21 protein-coding genes are annotated in these 17,625 nt (G+C 53.9%); 11 read left to right on the top strand and 10 right to left on the bottom strand.

Going from position 1 to position 17,625, the window contains the following annotated elements; genetic code table 11:
• Positions 1-242 precede the first annotated feature (242 nt).
• From WEB64_RS02030 to WEB64_RS02010, 5 genes are all read left to right on the top strand, one after another.
• On the top strand, positions 243-860 hold the full coding sequence (locus WEB64_RS02030; RefSeq protein WP_368062042.1) for a trimeric intracellular cation channel family protein: 618 nt from the start codon (positions 243-245) through the stop codon (positions 858-860).
• Between the two features lie 84 nt (positions 861-944).
• Positions 945-2,243 (top strand): NCS2 family permease, encoded by a 1,299-nt coding sequence (locus tag WEB64_RS02025; RefSeq protein ID WP_368062043.1) that lies wholly within the window; start codon positions 945-947, stop codon positions 2,241-2,243.
• 28 nt (positions 2,244-2,271) lie between these two features.
• A complete protein-coding gene (locus WEB64_RS02020) occupies positions 2,272-2,814 on the top strand; it encodes an adenine phosphoribosyltransferase (RefSeq protein WP_368062044.1) in 543 nt (180 codons plus the stop codon).
• Positions 2,815-2,850: 36 nt separating this feature from the next.
• The gene (locus WEB64_RS02015) at positions 2,851-3,516 is read left to right on the top strand and encodes a fumarylacetoacetate hydrolase family protein (RefSeq protein WP_368062045.1); all 666 of its coding nucleotides are present in this window, start codon (positions 2,851-2,853) and stop codon (positions 3,514-3,516) included.
• 31 nt (positions 3,517-3,547) lie between these two features.
• Positions 3,548-4,861 (top strand): ABC1 kinase family protein, encoded by a 1,314-nt coding sequence (locus tag WEB64_RS02010; RefSeq protein ID WP_368062046.1) that lies wholly within the window; start codon positions 3,548-3,550, stop codon positions 4,859-4,861.
• A 75-nt stretch (positions 4,862-4,936) separates the two neighbouring features.
• On the opposite strand, the gene mscL is transcribed toward WEB64_RS02010, so the two are convergent.
• Positions 4,937-5,344: a large-conductance mechanosensitive channel protein MscL gene (gene mscL, locus WEB64_RS02005; RefSeq protein ID WP_368062047.1), complete on the bottom strand. Its 408-nt coding sequence runs from the start codon at positions 5,342-5,344 to the stop codon at positions 4,937-4,939.
• Between the two features lie 230 nt (positions 5,345-5,574).
• Between mscL and WEB64_RS02000 the strand changes: the two genes are divergently transcribed.
• The 3 genes from WEB64_RS02000 (at position 5,575) to WEB64_RS01990 (ending at position 7,621) form a co-directional block, all read left to right on the top strand.
• The gene (locus WEB64_RS02000) at positions 5,575-6,828 is read left to right on the top strand and encodes an RNA polymerase sigma factor (protein ID WP_368062048.1); all 1,254 of its coding nucleotides are present in this window, start codon (positions 5,575-5,577) and stop codon (positions 6,826-6,828) included.
• Positions 6,829-6,891: 63 nt separating this feature from the next.
• Positions 6,892-7,251: a YciI family protein gene (locus WEB64_RS01995; protein ID WP_368062049.1), complete on the top strand. Its 360-nt coding sequence runs from the start codon at positions 6,892-6,894 to the stop codon at positions 7,249-7,251.
• 16 nt (positions 7,252-7,267) lie between these two features.
• Positions 7,268-7,621, top strand: a complete 354-nt coding sequence (locus tag WEB64_RS01990; protein WP_368062050.1) for a DUF1428 domain-containing protein — start codon at positions 7,268-7,270, stop codon at positions 7,619-7,621.
• A 138-nt stretch (positions 7,622-7,759) separates the two neighbouring features.
• Here WEB64_RS01990 and WEB64_RS01985 read toward each other — a convergent pair whose 3' ends face one another.
• The 5 genes from WEB64_RS01985 to WEB64_RS01965 form a co-directional block, all read right to left on the bottom strand.
• A complete protein-coding gene (locus tag WEB64_RS01985; RefSeq protein WP_368062051.1) occupies positions 7,760-8,293 on the bottom strand; it encodes a hypothetical protein in 534 nt (177 codons plus the stop codon).
• 192 nt (positions 8,294-8,485) lie between these two features.
• Entirely contained in the window at positions 8,486-8,863 is a 378-nt protein-coding gene (locus tag WEB64_RS01980) for a thiol-disulfide oxidoreductase DCC family protein (RefSeq protein ID WP_368065510.1), read from the bottom strand.
• A gap of 113 nt (positions 8,864-8,976) precedes the next feature.
• Positions 8,977-9,723 (bottom strand): SDR family oxidoreductase, encoded by a 747-nt coding sequence (locus tag WEB64_RS01975; RefSeq protein WP_368062053.1) that lies wholly within the window; start codon positions 9,721-9,723, stop codon positions 8,977-8,979.
• 42 nt (positions 9,724-9,765) lie between these two features.
• The gene (locus WEB64_RS01970) at positions 9,766-9,912 is read right to left on the bottom strand and encodes a hypothetical protein (protein ID WP_368062054.1); all 147 of its coding nucleotides are present in this window, start codon (positions 9,910-9,912) and stop codon (positions 9,766-9,768) included.
• A 24-nt stretch (positions 9,913-9,936) separates the two neighbouring features.
• Positions 9,937-10,203: a DksA/TraR family C4-type zinc finger protein gene (locus WEB64_RS01965; protein ID WP_368062055.1), complete on the bottom strand. Its 267-nt coding sequence runs from the start codon at positions 10,201-10,203 to the stop codon at positions 9,937-9,939.
• A gap of 199 nt (positions 10,204-10,402) precedes the next feature.
• On the opposite strand from WEB64_RS01965, the gene WEB64_RS01960 reads away from it, so the two are divergent.
• Positions 10,403-11,155, top strand: coding sequence for a HipA family kinase (locus WEB64_RS01960; RefSeq protein ID WP_368062056.1), 753 nt, complete (start codon positions 10,403-10,405; stop codon positions 11,153-11,155).
• Positions 11,152-11,997 (top strand): DUF3037 domain-containing protein, encoded by an 846-nt coding sequence (locus tag WEB64_RS01955; protein WP_368062057.1) that lies wholly within the window; start codon positions 11,152-11,154, stop codon positions 11,995-11,997. Before WEB64_RS01960 ends, WEB64_RS01955 begins: the two co-directional genes overlap by 4 nt.
• A 279-nt stretch (positions 11,998-12,276) precedes the next feature.
• Here WEB64_RS01955 and WEB64_RS01950 read toward each other — a convergent pair whose 3' ends face one another.
• Both WEB64_RS01950 and WEB64_RS01945 read right to left on the bottom strand, forming a co-directional pair.
• The gene (locus tag WEB64_RS01950; RefSeq protein ID WP_368062058.1) at positions 12,277-12,786 is read right to left on the bottom strand and encodes a DUF2244 domain-containing protein; all 510 of its coding nucleotides are present in this window, start codon (positions 12,784-12,786) and stop codon (positions 12,277-12,279) included.
• Positions 12,787-12,954: 168 nt separating this feature from the next.
• Positions 12,955-14,346 (bottom strand): FAD-binding oxidoreductase, encoded by a 1,392-nt coding sequence (locus WEB64_RS01945; RefSeq protein WP_368062059.1) that lies wholly within the window; start codon positions 14,344-14,346, stop codon positions 12,955-12,957.
• 202 nt (positions 14,347-14,548) lie between these two features.
• On the opposite strand from WEB64_RS01945, the gene serA reads away from it, so the two are divergent.
• Entirely contained in the window at positions 14,549-15,778 is a 1,230-nt protein-coding gene (serA, locus tag WEB64_RS01940) for a phosphoglycerate dehydrogenase (RefSeq protein WP_368062060.1), read from the top strand.
• Between the two features lie 86 nt (positions 15,779-15,864).
• On the opposite strand, the gene WEB64_RS01935 is transcribed toward serA, so the two are convergent.
• Together WEB64_RS01935 and WEB64_RS01930 are read right to left on the bottom strand one after the other, a co-directional pair.
• The gene (locus WEB64_RS01935) at positions 15,865-16,521 is read right to left on the bottom strand and encodes an OmpA family protein (RefSeq protein ID WP_368062061.1); all 657 of its coding nucleotides are present in this window, start codon (positions 16,519-16,521) and stop codon (positions 15,865-15,867) included.
• Between the two features lie 36 nt (positions 16,522-16,557).
• Entirely contained in the window at positions 16,558-17,565 is a 1,008-nt protein-coding gene (locus tag WEB64_RS01930; protein WP_368062062.1) for an alpha/beta hydrolase, read from the bottom strand.
• Positions 17,566-17,625 lie beyond the last annotated feature (60 nt).

Genomic DNA, 17,625 nt, shown 5'->3' with positions numbered 1-17,625 from the left:
TGTTCAACCTAACCCCAGACCCGCGATGAATCAAATAAACAGCTGTAATGGTTTTTTATAAACCAGACGAATAACCTGGGTTCGTTCTGCATTTCTAAAGGGTTGGTTTCAGAGCATTACAGTCTCGGCGACCAATAAGACCACAGGCTTAGGGAAAGATGAATCGTCTTCGCACTTGGGCTATCCTGCCCCTGTGTTCCCGGCTGATCCCGACCCCCCAACTGTACGATTGAGAGAAGCCCTTGTTCGACATCATCTATAGCCTTGAAATGATCGGCGTTATCGCCTTTGCCATCTCCGGCATGATCGCTGCGCGCAGGCAGAATATGGACCCGGTAGGCGTCTTCACCATCGGTTTTGTCACCGCTCTGGGTGGCGGTACCCTCCGTGATCTGATGATGGACAACCACCCGCTATACTGGATCAAACACCAGGAGCAACCCATCTTCATTCTGGTGATGGCCATCATTTTCAGCTACTGGCATCCCATGGGCCGCATCCGTGAATCCCGCATTGTGCTGCCGGACGCCATCGGGCTTGGCGTGTTCAGTATTCTGGGCGCACAGCTCGCACTCGATCTGGGGCACTCCTGGTTTATTGCGTCTCTGCTCGGCGTTATGACCGGCACCTTTGGCGGCGCTCTGCGAGATACCCTGTGTAACGAGGTACCTTTCATATTCCGTAAAGATCAGGTGTACGCGTCGATTTCCTTTGCCGGGTGCTGGTTGTACTTTTTGTGCCAATGGCTACAGGTAAGTGAACCCCTTGCCCTGGGCATCGGCCTGATATTCATCGTTGTGGTTCGCCTTCTCGCCGTGCGGTTCGACATCCGTCTGCAACGAGATCCACATCATTCGTAATAATTAATTGAACAAAGCTTCATAACTTGGCCTGACTAACGCCAGCCGGTACTATTGCGGTTTTTTAACGAGGCAGACCCCGTCATGCTTGAACGACTTTTCAAATTACAGGCCCATGAGACGACAGTCCGCAAGGAAATAGTCGCTGGTCTGACTACCTTCCTGACCATGGCATACATCGTTGTGGTCAACCCCAGCATTCTGTCGGCGACGGGTATGGATTTCGGCGCCGTGTTTGTCGCCACCTGCTTGGCGGCGGTCATCGGCACGCTGATCATGGGGCTCTGGGCCAATTACCCGATTGCGCTTGCCCCGGGGATGGGTCTGAACGCGTTTTTCTCGTTTACCGTCGTCGGCAGTATGGGTTACAGCTGGCAGGTCGCACTCGGCGCAGTCTTTCTATCGGGCTTATTATTCTTTTTATTAAGTCTGTTCAAAGTGCGGGAATGGATTATCAACAGTATTCCGCTGTCGCTTCGGTTTGGCATCTCCGCCGGTATCGGTTTCTTTCTCGCCCTGATCGCTTTCAAGAATGCGGGTATTGTGGTTGATCATCCAGCTACGCTGGTTGGGCTGGGGGAGGTAAAAACACCTCAGGCCCTGCTGTTCTTCGGGGGTTTCCTGCTGACGTGTGCGCTGTCGTTCAAGCGTGTTACCGGGGCGGTAATGATTGGCATAATTGCAGTCACTCTCGCCGCACTGGCCTTGGGCCTAGTTGAATACAAAGGATTTTTCTCCGCGCCGCCGAGCCTGGCCCCCACTTTCATGCAGTTGGATATCGCCGGGGCTTTCAATGTCGGCATGATCAGCGTGATCTTTGCTTTCCTGTTTGTAGACCTGTTTGACACCTCTGGCACTCTCATTGGCGCTGCCCAGCGCGGCGGACTGCTGGATAAAGACGGCAAACTGCCTCGTCTTGGCCGGGCTCTGATGTCGGATTCGGTGGCAACCATGTCAGGTGCCGCATTGGGCACTTCAACGACCACGAGTTATATAGAATCCACAGCTGGCATTTCCGCGGGCGGCCGCACCGGCCTGACGGCGGTTGTGGTGGCGTTGTTGTTCCTGGCGTGCCTGCTGCTATCCCCGATTGCCAGCATTATCCCTCCTTACGCAACGGCTCCGGCGCTATTATACGTAGCCGTTCTGATGACCAGCGGGCTGAAGCTGATCGACTGGGAGGATGTTACCGATGCCGCCCCCGCCGTCGTCACAGCCCTGATGATGCCGCTGACGTTCTCGATCGCCAATGGTATTGCCCTGGGTTTTATAACCTACGCGCTGTTGAAGGCTCTTAGCGGGCGCTGGTCCCAACTCAATGTAAGCGTGGTGCTGATTGCAGTGATCTTTATTCTTAAATTTATTTTTCTGGACGTCGCCTAGACATCACGGATAAAAGGCTGCAAAACCTATGGACTACTTCGCAGAAACGATTAAAAACGCCATTCGCACTGTGCCCGACTGGCCCAAGCCTGGCGTGCAGTTTCGCGACATCACAACGGTGTTGCAGGATCGCACCGCGTTTCGCAAACTGATTGATGCGTTTGTCCACCGGTATCACGGCCATCAGATTGATGCCGTTGCCGCTGTGGATGCCCGGGGCTTTATCATCGGTTCCGCCCTGGCGTATGAGCTCAATGCCAGCCTGGTGCTGATCCGGAAAAAAGGCAAATTGCCCTTCGACACCCTGGTCGAGGACTATGAACTGGAATACGGCACGGCATCTGTAGAGCTGCACAAGGATGCGTTTAAACCCGGCGACAACGTGGTGCTGGTTGATGACCTCATTGCCACGGGCGGCACCATGCTTGCAGCGGCACGCTTGATCCGCAGGATCGGCGCAGAAATTTATGAAGTTTCGGCGATGATTGACTTGCCGGATTTGGGGGGCTCAGAAAAACTGCGCGCGGAAAACCTCAAGGTTTATACTGTCTGCTCGTTCGAGGGAGATTAATCCTCAACAGCTATTTACAAAAGGAGAGGACGGTTTATGGCGGCTTACGAACATCATTGGAAAGACGGCACCCCCATCCACTTGCCACTCGGCAAGATTGTCTGTGTTGGCCGCAATTACGCTGAGCACGCCAAAGAACTGAACAACCCCATTCCTGACAGACCGTTACTGTTCATCAAACCGGCAACCGCCGCCGCGCACCTGACGCGCCCGCTGGCTTTGCCAGCACACCAGGGCACGGTCCATTTCGAAACTGAGCTGGCGGTATTGATCGGTACACCCCTGACCAACGCCACCGAGGATGAAGCAAACCGGGCCATTCTGGGGTACGGTCTGGCGCTGGACCTCACGCTCCGGGACCTGCAAAGCCAGCTTAAAGAACAGCGGCAACCCTGGGAGAGAGCAAAGGGCTTTGACGGCGCCTGCCCGATGTCACCGTTTGTTTCTGCGGAGCACCTTAAACAGGCCAGCCATCTGGGCTTCAGCCTGGACATAAACGGTAGCCGTCAGCAGACTGGCGACACCTCACACATGCTGAATCCGGTTCTGCCGCTGCTGGCTCATATCAGCCAGACCTTTACACTGCTGCCGGGAGATGTTGTGCTGACCGGCACACCGGCTGGCGTCGGACCGCTGGTTTCCGGACAGAAACTTCAGTTTCAGCTTGAGGACGTATTGTTTATCGGCACAGAAGTGTTGTGATAGCTTCCTGACTCTTAAACGTACAAGCACTATGGCAAAAAAACCGGTCACATCCCGTAGCGGGCGTTTCTTCAAACTTGCAGGCATGACAGCCTCCGTGGCGGGCCAATACGCTGGCCAGCGGGCGCGCCGTATGTTTGGCCAGGAACAGGACGAAGCCGCCCGCAGCGAGCACTACTCCCGGATGGCGGGCCAACTCGTCGATACTCTGGGGGAACTCAAGGGTGCTGTGATGAAGGTCGGTCAGATAGCGTCGCAAACCCAGGATTTTCTGCCACAGGAATTCTCTGACGCACTGCAGAAGCTACAGAAAGAAGCGCCGCCCATGCCTTTTGACGTGATTGTCGGTCAGGTGGAGGCAGAGTTGGGCAGGCCCCTTGGTGAGTTGTTCGAGTATCTGCAGGAAGAGCCCTACGCCGCAGCGTCAATCGGCCAGGTACACAGGGCCAGAATGCACAGTGGCGAGGATGTCATCGTCAAAGTGCAGTATCCCGGCGTTGACGACTCCTGTGATTCCGACCTCAAACAATTGCGCATGGCCCTCCGGCTGGGTGGCTTGCTGAAAATGCCGAAGGACCATGTAGACCAGTTGTTCGCAGAAATTCGCGTGCGCCTGAAGGAAGAACTGGATTACGAAAATGAAGCCCGAAATCTGGAAGCTTTTCAGGAATTCCACAAAAATGACGAGTGGATTCGTATTCCCAGGGTGATCGTCAGCCATTCAGCACGGCGGGTGCTAACTATGGAATTGCTCGAAGGCGACCACATCAGCGCCATCACTCCTGAAAGATACAGCCAGGCCACCATCAACCTCATCGGCCATCGCATCTTTACCATGATGGCAGACCAGTTGTTCCGGTTTCAGTGCATCCACGGCGATCCTCACGCTGGTAACTTCGCCTACCGTCCCGACGGCACCATCATCCTTTACGATTTCGGGTGTGTTAAAAAACTCAAACACGAGATCGTGGAAGCCTACCGCAAGGCGTTGGTTTCTGCCTTGGCAGAAGACTACGCCGCGCTCGACCGTCATTTGATTGACCTGGGCGCCCGTGTGGAATCCCAGCCAGCGGTGGATGAAGCCTATTACGCTATGTGGCGTGACATTCTGGTTAAACCTTTCAATAGTGACACACCCTATAATTTTGCCGAATCCGATATCCATAAACATGTCGCTGCCAAAACCACCACCGTCTTCAAATATCTGGATTACTTCAAACCACCCGTGGAAAGTATTTTCATTGACCGTATGATTGCAGGGCACTACTGGATGATGAAGCGGCTGGGGGTACAAGCCGCCTTCAGAGAGGAACTGGAAACCTACCTGGGCTCCAATGCAGGATAACTCAGTACAGGTGACCCGGGCGCGAATAGCTCCGCCCGGATGCTTCATATTACTCGGATAACGGTAAAACCAGGCTCAAACATTTCTGTGTTTGAGCAAATCCCGTATTTCTTCCAACAGTTTTTCCTCGACCGTAGGCGCCACCGATGCCGCCGGGGCCTCCACTTCTTTTCGCTTGAGCTTATTAAGCATGCGGACAACGATAAACACCGCAAACGCAATAATCACAAAATCGAACACCGCCTGCAGAAACACACCGTATCTCAACGCTACGGCCTCTGCCCCCTCACTGGCCGCCTGCAATGTAATTGAAAGATTGCTGAAGTCGACCCCGCCGATCAGCAGCCCGATGGGCGGCATCAAGACATCGGCCACAAAAGAAGAAACAATCTTACCGAACGCTACGCCGATGATGATGCCGACTGCCAGATCCACCACATTGCCTCTAACGGCAAATTCTTTGAATTCACTCATCATAGTCATGGGATGCACTCCGTTGTCATTACGACCCCAATCTCCGGAAGACTCCGGACCCCGCTCATATGAGCGCCTTTGCAGTTTAGCTTAAGGCTACATAAGGCATAAGTTATTTCATCAGCCCGTTCTGTAAACCATCTTGACCGCGCACTCCCAGAATCACTGGTCGCCAATTCTTGACGTAATGGGATTTATCACCATGCTGTTAATTCATCGAATTGACATAGGCAGGGAGCATGCCATCGAACCCGGTCATCAGCACACAGATCGACGTCATCTACCAGCAACAATCACGACGGGTGCTCGCTACCCTGATCCGGCTGTTAGGCAGCTTCGATCTTGCCGAAGAAGCCCTTCAGGAGGCTTTTGCCGCCGCTCTCAGACAGTGGCCAGCCGAGGGCATTCCGGATAATCCGACGGCATGGCTTATTAAAGCCGGCCAACGCAGAGGCATCGACCAGATACGCAAGAAGCAGACGGCCCGCAGCTATTTACAACACCTGCTACCGGAGGAAGGTGAGGAAACCCCTGCGCCCGACGAACGCAGTATCGACGATGACCAGCTTCGGCTTATTTTCACCTGTTGCCATCCTGGGCTCGGGATGGAAGCACAGCTTGCACTGACATTGAGGGAGATGTGCGGCCTCACCACTGAACAGGTCGCGAACGCCCTGCTACAGAAATCAACCACGATTGCCCAGCGAATCGTAAGGGCCAAGCGTAAGATTCTGGAAGCCAATATTCCCTATGAAGTACCTGAGCACAGAGAGCTTTCCGGTCGCTTGCAAAGCGTTCTCCAGGTCGTCTACCTGATGTTCAATGAAGGTTATTCCGCCAGCGAGGGCAACACGGTGATGAACATCAGTCTGGCCAGCGAAGCCATTCGGCTGGCCCACGTGCTGGCCGCTTTACTGCCTGAAGGCGAAGTGTTCGGGTTACTTGCACTAATGTTGCTGCACGATGCCCGGCGCCATGCCCGGCAAGATGTCGATGGTGATCTTATTACTCTGGAAGAACAGGATAGAAACCTGTGGGACCGCGATCAGATTGATGCTGGCATCCAGTGGTTGATGGATGCGCTACAACATTCCCCCACCGGCACCTACACACTTCAGGCCTCCATTGCGGCGGTTCATGCGCAGGCCCGCCAGGCAGAAGACACCGATTGGGTTCGCATCGTCCGCCTCTACGACGCGCTATTTGAACAAACGCCCTCGCCGGTGATTGCCCTGAACCGTGCGGTAGCCATCGCCATGCGAGATACACCTGAGCACGGCCTCAAGCTATTGGAACAACTCAGCGGCCACAAAGCGATGCAGAACTACTATCTTTTTCATGCCGCCCGCGCCGATCTTTATCGTCGCTCGGGGCAAATGGATGCTGCACGGTTTGCCTTCGAGCGAGCGCTCGCGTTAACCCAACAAGGACCAGAAAAGCGCTTTCTGTCACGCCGACTGGCCGAACTAGGGTGCTCTGGAAAAAATCGCTGATACCGCTGTCGAATTCCCCTCCCTCTCCACGACTCACTGTTAGCAATCGAGCAGGAGATGACGATGAAGTATGTAGCGTTAGTGTATTACCAGGAAAGCATCATCAATGGCATGACCGAGCAGGAATGGCATGCTCTCAATCAGGAATGCCTTGCAGGCGTTGAAAAACTCACCGATCAGGGCAAGTACGTTGCGGGGCAAGCGCTCCAATCGATCGACACAGCGACCACGGTACGATTGAGGGGAGACGAAGTGCTGATCTCCGATGGCCCATTTGCGGAGACCAAAGAACAGCTCGCAGGCTTTTACCTGCTGGAAGCCCATGATCTCAACGAAGCACTACAACTGGCCAGCCGAATTCCACCCGCACGCTTCGGCACCATTGAAGTCAGACCTGTCCGGGAACTACCCCCAAAAGACTGAATCAGGGAGCAAGAAGATGAACTACGTTGACGGATTTGTTGCAGCGGTCCCCACCGCTAACAAACAGAAATACATTCAGCATGCCCGCGATGCCGTGGCGGTGTTCAAAGATCACGGTGCCTTAAAAATGGTGGAGTGCTGGGGCGATGATGTACCCGACGGTACGCTCACCTCGTTCCCCATGGCGGTAAAATGCAAGCCGGATGAAACGGTCATATTTTCCTGGATTCTCTGGCCCTCAAAGGAAGCACGTGACAGGGGCATGCCAAAGGTTATGGAAGATCCACGACTGAAGATGGACGTCAACCCTATGCCATTTGATGGTAAACGACTGATTTACGGCGGATTCGAAGTGGTCTTGGATGAATAAAAGGGTCATTCTCAGGCCGCGCATGGGAGACAGACTCACCAAATATGCGCCTCATAAGCCTCTGAACAACGTGTGGCTGGCCTGAAAGCAGAGACAAAACAAGCGTTATTCGGAGACTTCACAAAGCGGGTAGACGTGTCAGAAACTGCGCACAGAGCTTACCCGACGGTTTCTAAGGGTTTTTTTGGCTTCATCCAGTTGCTGTGCGGATGAGGCGTGCACTGTTAAAACGTATTTTCCCTTGCGAAGCGCCGACTGAGCCAACATCAGGTAGGGCATATGGTCCGGCCGGAGTGTGACCATGCCTGCCAGTAAAAGCCCGATCCCACCACCAATTGCAGTGAGCACAATGGCGGATACCACCAGACTCTGCGTGATAAATGCTACATCTGCAGAGTAGAGCGTCGAAAACAGGATAAAACCGGCAATCGCACCCGCCATACCCAAACCAATGTGAGAACGCACCAAGGTGCTCCAGATTCCCTGACTTTCAGGCTCAAGCGCCCGCGCGGATCGGGGATTTTCCGGGCTGACTATAATAACCTGATCTGCGGCAAGACTGGTCCCTTCCCGCAGGGCCAATGCAATATTCTCAGCTTCTGTGCTGGATTCAAATACAGCGGCGATTTTATGATCGACCACTTCCCCACTCAATATCGCTGAACTTTTCATAACAATGCCTCCCAATCGGGTTGGCGGAGTGCTGCAATTTCATCCTCCTCTCACCAGCCTACAAAACCGGGACTCAAATTCCCAATGACGTTCCCGTAACCCATTTCAGCCGTGTTGCTCCACAGGCACAGCCTAGTGTCCCAACGGTAGGATCGAGCTGGAAGTAGATGTATCGGGGTTTAATCAGGATCGTTATCTCGGCATACGTCCGGTCTTTTCCAACCGCTTACTGACCATGCGGTGATAGAGGCGAGCCAACGCAGGCCGTATCACCGGCAAGCCGATCAACCACGCCAGAGGTCTGAGCAGTCCTACCCTGGACATCAGCAGAATGTAGGCATCAAGTTCCCGGTGAATGGTGCCGCTGGCGTCTTCAACGTGGAGCTCCTGCAACGCCTTTTCCGGCTCGATACCCAACGATCTGAGTTCGTCGTCCCGTCCCGTGATATCCACCCATTCGACAGTTTTACCGGTACTGCCCGCCAGCCGCTCATAGACTCTGCGATCCTTGACGCAGCTCGGGCAGAAACCGTCATAAAACACCCGGAGTCTCTCCTGCCTGTTGCTCATCATCTCACCTATTCCGCTGGGTTGACGCCAGCCAAGCGCGAGCAGGTATAGCGTCTATCCCGTTTGCTTGACAGACATTGACTGTTATCAAAAAAGTTCGCAGGCAGAGCCAGTCAACGTCCGCCGGAAACATCCAGTAGCGCGCCCGTCGTGTAGGATGCGGCATCGGAAAGTAACCAGAGAATAGCTTCCGCCACTTCCTCGGGCTGCCCGCCACGTTGCAGGGGCACACTCCCTTTTACCCTTTCGATTCGGTCGGGCTCGCCGCCACTGGCGTGTATATCGGTATGGATAGCCCCCGGCCGGACTGCGTTAACGCGAATACCCTCGCTGGCTACTTCTTTGGCAAGCCCGATCGTGAAGGCATCAATAGCTCCCTTGGCGGCAGCGTAATCAACGTATTCACCCGGCGCCCCAAGCCTTGCGGCCATAGAAGACAGGTTCACAATAGCGCCACCGCTTCCGCCATGGCGCGTCGACATGCGTCTCACCGCTTCGCGGGCGCAGCTGAAACTGCCAATAACGTTCGCCGCCAACACACGCTGTAACCGGGCGGCATCCATTTCATCCACCCGCATCTGGCGTTCCAGTATGCCAGCATTGTTCACCAGCGCCGCCAACTGCCCGCAACCATCTACAGCCTCAAACAACTGCACCACGGAAGTTTCGTCCGACACATCTGCCTGGATTGCCCAAGCCTTTCCCCCCGCCGACTGTATTTCCCTGACCACGTCATCCGCAGCCGTCCGGTTATTCAGATAACTCAGACATACGGAATAACCTCGGGCCGCTGCCAGCCTTGCAGTCGCCGCCCCGATACCCCGGCTACCACCGGTAATAAGTACAATGTTTGAAGTCATTCATCCTCCTTAGACCGCCCTACCGTGGCTTATGCCCGGTAATCATGCTGCCAGACCCCGGCGCGCCAGTGTCTCGTCAGAAAACGGCGTCAAGGTTTCCTCAAACGGAATCCCCAATTCACGCATCAGAACCCAGAGCCGCAATGACCAGGATGAATAGTTCTTGTTGGCAATCAGTAATCTGAACATCAAAAAAACCTCTTCCAATGGACTTTAACGCAACTGACTGTCTTTACTACCCCGCCGGTTATAGCCGCTCGTACCAGCCTGTTGCTTATCACGTTCACTCTGACACGCAACACACAATCGCACCCCCGGTAACGCTTGACGCCTTGCCTCCGGAATAATCGCGTCACACTCCTCACAGCGGGTCAGGCTCTCCCCAGTTGGCAGCTGATCACGTGCCCGCTTCAGAGCGTCTTCCACGGTGCTATCAATCTGTTCCTGCACTGCCCCTTCTTTTGCCCAGCCACTGGCCATGGTGTACTCCGTAAACACATCTGATTACAACGCGATGAGTGCAATATTGCACAGCCGATAACCTATACCCAAATTTTGTGTCTTGATGACTTACCAATCTGGATTCCAACATAAATTCGCCGAGTTGACACCGTATTCCATGCACCTATAGTGGGTTAGCAAATAAAAGCTCGCAATAGAGAAAGGAATCGCAGTGCCTGTGTCGCCTACCGAAATGCCCATTGTCGAGATAGTCGAAGTTCTTCGTCGTTCGGAGCATGGCATGACACGCCCCTTTATTTGCCGGGGCGACGATGGCGAAATCTACTTTGTAAAAGGGTTTGGGGCGGGTAGAGATAGTCAGATAAAGGAATGGGTCGCTGGCAACCTTGCCCGGGGCTTTAGCATACCTGTAGCGCCTTTTAGAATCGTTGATGTACCTGATGAGTTAGCAAAAATACTGTCGGACCAGGATGCCCACGACCTTGGTGTTGGTCCAGCCTTCGGATCGCTTGAACAAAGGGTAACTGAGCTCGCCTATACCCAGATTTCCGATGTTCCCCAAAAACTCAGACACGCCATTTTAGCTTTCGACTGGTGGATATCCAATGCTGATCGCATGCTGACCGAGAACGGCGGAAACCCAAACCTATTTTGGGAGCCCGACACCCGAAATTTAATAGTAATTGACCATAACCAGTCGTTTGACCCGGACTTTTCCCCCGATGACTTCTCTAAATTTCACGCATTTAAGAATTTCGGTTCAGGGATTGCAGATGACTTGTTCGAGCGTGAACACTATACTTCACGCATGGAGCACGCACTGAGTCATTGGAAAGCTATAGTGGAAAGCATACCGAGGGAGTGGCTATACAGGGATCAGGAAATGACCATGAAATTGCGCCTCGATCTGAACTCTTTGCTGAAACACCTCCAACGCTTTAACAACGATGATTTTTGGAACTGGAAATGACCAGACTAGGGTGCCAATACGCCATCGTGCGATTCATGCCTTATATCGAGACTGGCGAGTTTGCCAACGTCGGGATTCTGCTATGGGTGCCCAAGACCCGCTACCTCGGTTTCAAACTTCTTCGTCGCAAACATGCCCGTATCACGCAGTTTTTTGACGAGCTGGACAGAGGTGTTTTTCTGAAAACCATGGGCGACCTCGAGGCAGAACTGCGCAGAGTGCAGGTCATGCTCAAAGACCATAAGGATGAGTTCGGCGACAACAACCGAGAGTATGGTTTCCACAAGGGCCTGTTTCAGGAACTGATTCGCCCCCGAGAAACCATTCTCCGATTCAGCGAGCAGCGAGTAATTCTGGCTGAAAACTCTGAACAAACCCTTCAGGAACTCTACAACTACTACGTCGAAAGAAATTTCGTCACCAAAGAGTATCAGGAAACCATTCTCGAAAAAGGCATCAAAAAACTGCTCGAACAGCGTGACCTTGCAAGCCGTTTCACCAGACGGCGAATTGAGGACCAGCTTTATGGCGTCACCTTCCCGTTTGTTGAACAGGAAGAGGACAGGGCCCTCAGAGTTATTAAGCCGCTGTTTCTCGGACAGGCCGATTCCACCGCGATCATTGAGCATGGTGGACGCTGGAAATTGAAGGTGGAGCAGTTGAGAAAGCGCCATCTGCTTAACGGCCCCGTTCTGTTCCCGGTAAAAGGTCCGGAGCGTACTCAGCCTGCAGGTATCAGACTGGAGGCTTTTAAAGAGACCTGTGAAAGCCTGGCTGGTGATGGCATCGAAGTGGTGCCGTATACGAAGGAGGACAGAATTCTCGAGTTTGCCAGGCATTAAACCGTCGTCGCCAGCGGCAGCCTGGCGACACGTTTTCGAGTACGTATTATTCCTGTTTCAACCTGTTCTTAATCAACCGAATCCGTACGTCATTCTATTTAGGGACAGACTCCGCAACCATTAATGTTAGGACAGCGTGCCCCGCGTCGCTAACAATCGGTTGACCATTGTTGTTGAGCAAGCGGTTATTGCGATGCAGGAAATCCACAAACAGGACGCTCCGCCGCGTTTGTTGCCGTCGGCAAACGCGTGAGCGCTCTGGCGACTTGCGCGGGAACATCAGAACCAGAATCCGGTGTATTCCTGTCTTCGCCGTTCAATCGGTAACCCCTGGCTTTCCAGAATACCGAGCAGTTCCCTGGCGTCATCCACGTTGAGGAAGTTCGCCAGCGAGACCTCGGTGCCTCGATAAGTCAGGAAGAATTTCTGGGGCGTCCAGGGATGGCGGGGTACGTCGATTTGCACACGCAGGTAGCGCCGGGGCATTTCCCATTCGGCTTCCTTGCGGTAACGACCTTTTTCCAGCCTAAGGTTGTCACCGACTATCTCCAGCACTTCCTGCTGACGACATTTGCGCGCGGTGTAATAAAGCCCGGCTCCCACTGCCACCAGCTCCAGACCTGCAAAAGGAAGTACTACCCAGGCACCGAGCCAGACCATCAGGGAGACGATAAGCAGCGACACTCCACAAAGCGCAAGCCATACCCGTACGCTGTCCTGCCAACTGAGTGAACGGTTGGGAGTCAGGAGCAGACGTATACCCGCATCGCATGGGAGATATTCAACCACGGCAACTGCCTCTTGAGATTCCTAAGCCAGACTACTACGACAATTCTGACTTAGTAGCGAACACGCAAGCTAGCAGAATCGCATCTACAAAAGCTCTATCCTCTCACTCTCATCTGATTTAATACGTATCAGGCGCGGCCCTGTCTCAAAAGTTACACAGGTTTGATCTCAGTCGAAGATCTTACCTGGGTTGATCACCCGATTGGGGTCAAACACCTGCTTTATGGCCCGCATGTAAGCGATTTCTTCCTCGCTGCGGGTGTAGTGCAGATAGTCTTTCTTGGTCATACCCACGCCGTGTTCGGCTGACACGCTGCCCTTGTAGCGTTTGACGATGTCGAACACCCAGGTGTTCACATGCTTACACTTCTCGAAAAAGTCTTCCTTCGCAAGGTCATCCGGTTTGAGGATGTTCAGGTGTAGATTGCCGTCACCAATATGGCCGAACCAGATGATCTCGAAATCCGGGTAGTGTTCAGTCACCACCGCATCAATTTCCTGCAGGAAGCCGGGCACTTTTGAGACCACGACAGACAGATCGTTTTTGTAGGGTGTCCGGGGCGCGATAGATTCCGATATGCGCTCACGAAGCTGCCACAGATTTCTGGCCTGGGTTTCGCTCTGGCTGATCACTCCGTCTAATACCCAGCCGCTCTCCATGCACTGTTCGAACAGGCCCATGGCATCATCCATAATCTGCTCGGAAACGGCTTCAAACTCCAGCAGCGCATAATAAGGCGCCTCCGTATCGAAAGGTGCCTGTATCTGGCCATGGGCCAACACGTGCTGCATGGCCTGATGAGAGAAAAACTCATAAGCGGTCAGATCAATCTGTTTCTGGAAAGTCTGTAGAACATCCATGGTATTGGTGAGGTCATTCAGACCCAATACCAACACGGTTAGATTATCGGGCTTGCGGGACAGCTTCATGGTGGCTTCGGTAATGAAGCCGAGAGTGCCCTCCGCGCCGATGAACAGATGCCGCAAATCGTAGCCGGTGTTGTTCTTGGCCAGGCCCTGATTAAGCTCCATAATATCGCCCTTGCCCGTCACAACCTTGAGGCCAGCGACCCAGTCCCGGCTCATGCCGTAACGAATCACCTTGATGCCGCCGGCGTTGGTCGACAGGTTCCCACCCAACTGACTGGAGCCTGCTGAGGCAAAATCCACGGGGTAATAGAGACCATTCTCTTCGGCGAAATTCTGCAGCTGCGCAGTGACTACGCCAGCCTGGCAGGTTACCAATCGGTCGCTGGCACTAAAATCCAGAATCTGATTCATATAATCAAATGCCACCACCACCTCACCATTGGCGGCCACCGCGCCAGCACTCAGCCCCGTGCGTCCGCCAGAAGGCACCAGTGCCACCTGATTTTCATTGGCAAAGGTTACCAACGCCTGTACCTGCTTCGTGGTTTTAGGAAATACAATGGCGACGGGCCTGGGCGGATAAATCCTGGTCCAGTCCTTGCCGTAGGTATCAAGGTCGGCGGGGTCAGTCAGTACTTTGCCATCGTCCACCAGGGTCTTAAGTGTGGCAATGATCTGTTCGGCAGTCATGGGGTATCCGGTCTCGTGAGGGATTGGGCGCCCGATCCTATCGCCCGACTTGACTCAGGTGATCTGACGCACTGTCAAAAGGCACGTTTATGGTATCATACCGCCCCTGTTCTGTGAGCCTGCCCGTGCCTCCCGCGCGGCGCGAGTCTCACGGGTCATCTCACTGTCCATACGACGCGACAAAAGGTCTGGAAGCAAGCCCATGTCAACGAAGTCTCTCGAAAAGAGCAAAATCCGGATTCTGCTGCTGGAAGGCGTGCACCAATCTGCCATTGATACGCTGAATGCAGCTGGCTATACCAATATCGAGTATCTGACCCACTCCCTGTCAGAAGAAGAGCTGATCGAGAAAATCTCGGACGCCCACTTCATCGGTATTCGTTCGAGAACGCAGCTCAGCAAGGCGGTCTTTGAGGCGGCCCAAAAGCTGGTTGCTGTGGGTTGCTTCTGCATTGGTACCAATCAGGTTGATCTTCAGGCCGCTACCCGACGTGGTATTGCAGTATTCAACGCACCGTTCTCCAATACTCGCAGTGTGGCGGAACTGGTACTGGCCCAGGCCATTCTGTTGCTGCGCGGAATACCGGAGAAGAGCGCCAAAGCTCACCGGGGTGAATGGCTGAAGTCCGCCAAAGACAGCTACGAAATCCGCGGTAAAAAACTCGGCATCGTCGGTTATGGCAACATCGGTACCCAGTTCAGTGTACTGGCCGAGGGGCTGGGCATGGACGTCTATTTCTACGATGTCGTCTCCAAGCTCTCGATTGGTAACGCCACTCAGGTGGGCACTTTGCAGGAATTGCTGAACATTGCAGATGTTGTGAGCCTGCACGTACCAGAAACTCCGGCCACCCGTTACATGTTTGGTCCAGAACAGTTCGCCCAGATGAAACCCGGCAGCATTCTGATGAACGCTTCTCGCGGCACGGTCGTGGATATTGACGCCCTGGCGGAAAATCTTGGGAGCGGCAAGCTGCTGGGCGCTGCCATCGACGTATTCCCGGTCGAGCCGAAATCCAATAAAGAGGAATTCGTTTCACCGCTGCGCGAGTTCGATAATGTGATCCTGACACCCCATGTGGGCGGGTCCACCATTGAAGCTCAGGAAAACATCGGCCGCGAGGTCGCTGAGAAGCTGGCCATGTACAGCGACAACGGCACCTCCGTGTCCTCAGTGAACTTTCCGGAGGTGGCCTTACCGTCGCATCCTGGCCAGCATCGTCTGCTGCACATTCACGAGAATATTCCCGGCGTCATGTCCGAGATCAACAATGTATTCTCCGAGAATGGCATCAACATCTGCGGGCAATACCTGCAAACCAAGGAAGACATCGGTTATGTGGTAATGGATGTGGACAAGGCGTACGGCGAACTGGCGCTTGAGAAGCTCAAATCCGTCAAAGGCACAATTCGCTGCCGCGTGCTGTTTTAATCAGCCCCGGCGGAGACAGAAGGCCTGAAACAAAAAACGCCCGCCAGCTTTAAAACTGGCGGGCGTTTTCGTTGAACCTACACTCGTTACTGCATCGGCGCCAGGGTCAGCTCAACGCGGCGATTTTGCTCGCGTCCTGAAGCGGTGTCATTGGAAGTAAGAGGGTAGCGGGGGCCATAGCCCACAGCACGGGTACGGCTGGCCTGAATACCCTGGTTCAGCAGGAAGTCACGCACTGCAGCCGCACGGCTCTCACTCAGCAACTGATTGTAGCTCTGGGCCCCGGTGCTGTCAGTGTGGCCCTCGATCCGAATAATGGTTTTGTCGAATTCTTTCAGTACCAGACCAACGGACTCCAGTGTGCTACTGAACGTTGGCTTGATCGAGGATTCGTTAACATCGAAGGTGATGTTACCAGGCATAATAAGTTCAATTTCATCGCCATCGCGGACAACACGAACGCCGGTGCCTTCGAGCTGCTGACGCAACTTGGACTCCTGACGGTCCATGTAATAACCAATGCCACCGCCAACCGCAGCGCCGGATGCGGCCCCAATCATCGCCCCCTTACCACGGTCACTTTTACTGGAGGTGGCAGCGCCGACTGCGGCCCCACCGAGCGCACCGATGATACTACCCTTGGTGGCACTCGAGGTTTTTTCTTCCCCGGTATATGGGTCATAAGTCATACAACCACTGAGCCCGACCAGGGCCACCGACATCGCTACAATTGTTTTTTTCACAACATACTCCTGACTACTACAACGGGTTATGAAGAATCAGCTGGCCTCGGAAAGAGCGCCCGCCTCCTCGTTAAACACATCAATAATCGTATTGAAGACGGTAGCCTGCAGATCCTGTGCTTCGTTCACAAGATGATGACGTCCATCCGGAATTTTAAGTTCTGTCACCTGGGAAAATTTATTCCTCAGGATTCGCAGATTATGCCGCCAATCCACTGTGAGATCTTTTTCACCCTGCACAACGGTAAGCGGAAAATCCACCGGTCGTGCGGACTCAATATGCGGCACCCACTGACGCAACGCTGTGACCCAATCCACATGAACCGCACGTGCCTGCAGTGGATCAACCTCTTTGAGAAACCGCAAAAATCGCGAGCTACCGCTGTTTTCCGAAAACATCCTTCGCCAGCGCCGTATAAAAGGCTTAGCGACGCTATGTAGCACCTTGGCGCCAAGCCAGCCAGCAGGCCTGACCAGCGGTGCCAGCAACACTACGCGCCGAAAATCTGAGGTTTCACGGTTATGGTGGTTGGAGAGCAGATAGTCAATCAAAATACCCCCGCCGGTGCTTTGACCGACAGCAAACCATGGGCCACGTACCCGGCCACGCACCGCCTCCATAACGTCTGTCAGCACCGCCTGGTATTCAGCAAAGCTGCCAATCGCCGCTGGGGTGCCGCTGGATAAACCATGTCCCGGCTGATCGTATGCCATGACGTCGAATCCGGCGGCAAGGCAACGATCGATAAGCTGGCTGTATAGCCCCACATGATCAAAATAACCATGCAGGATAAACACCGTACCCCGGGCTTCCGGCATTCGGTAATAATGAGCGACCACTCGGTGTCCCCCCGCCTGCAGGCTGCCTTGCTGATAAGCCACGCTCGGGTGCTCTACCCAGAGATCAAGGCCGTAAAAACGACAGTATTCCTCAGCCTCAGGACCAATACTATGTACGCCTTCCGGTTCGAATGCCCGAACCTGTGCGATCAACGATGCCCGGTCCCAGCCGGGAATATCTATGGTATCCGTTTTCCAGTACACGTAGAGTTAAGCGCCTGTCATTTGCACGGTAAATTAGAGGGTTTGCCCACGGCCCAAATA

This window comes from Marinobacter sp., from assembly GCF_040882185.1.
In the GTDB taxonomy this organism is placed as follows: Bacteria; Pseudomonadota; Gammaproteobacteria; order Pseudomonadales; family Oleiphilaceae; genus Marinobacter.
This window is presented reverse-complemented; position numbering and strand designations above follow the sequence as displayed.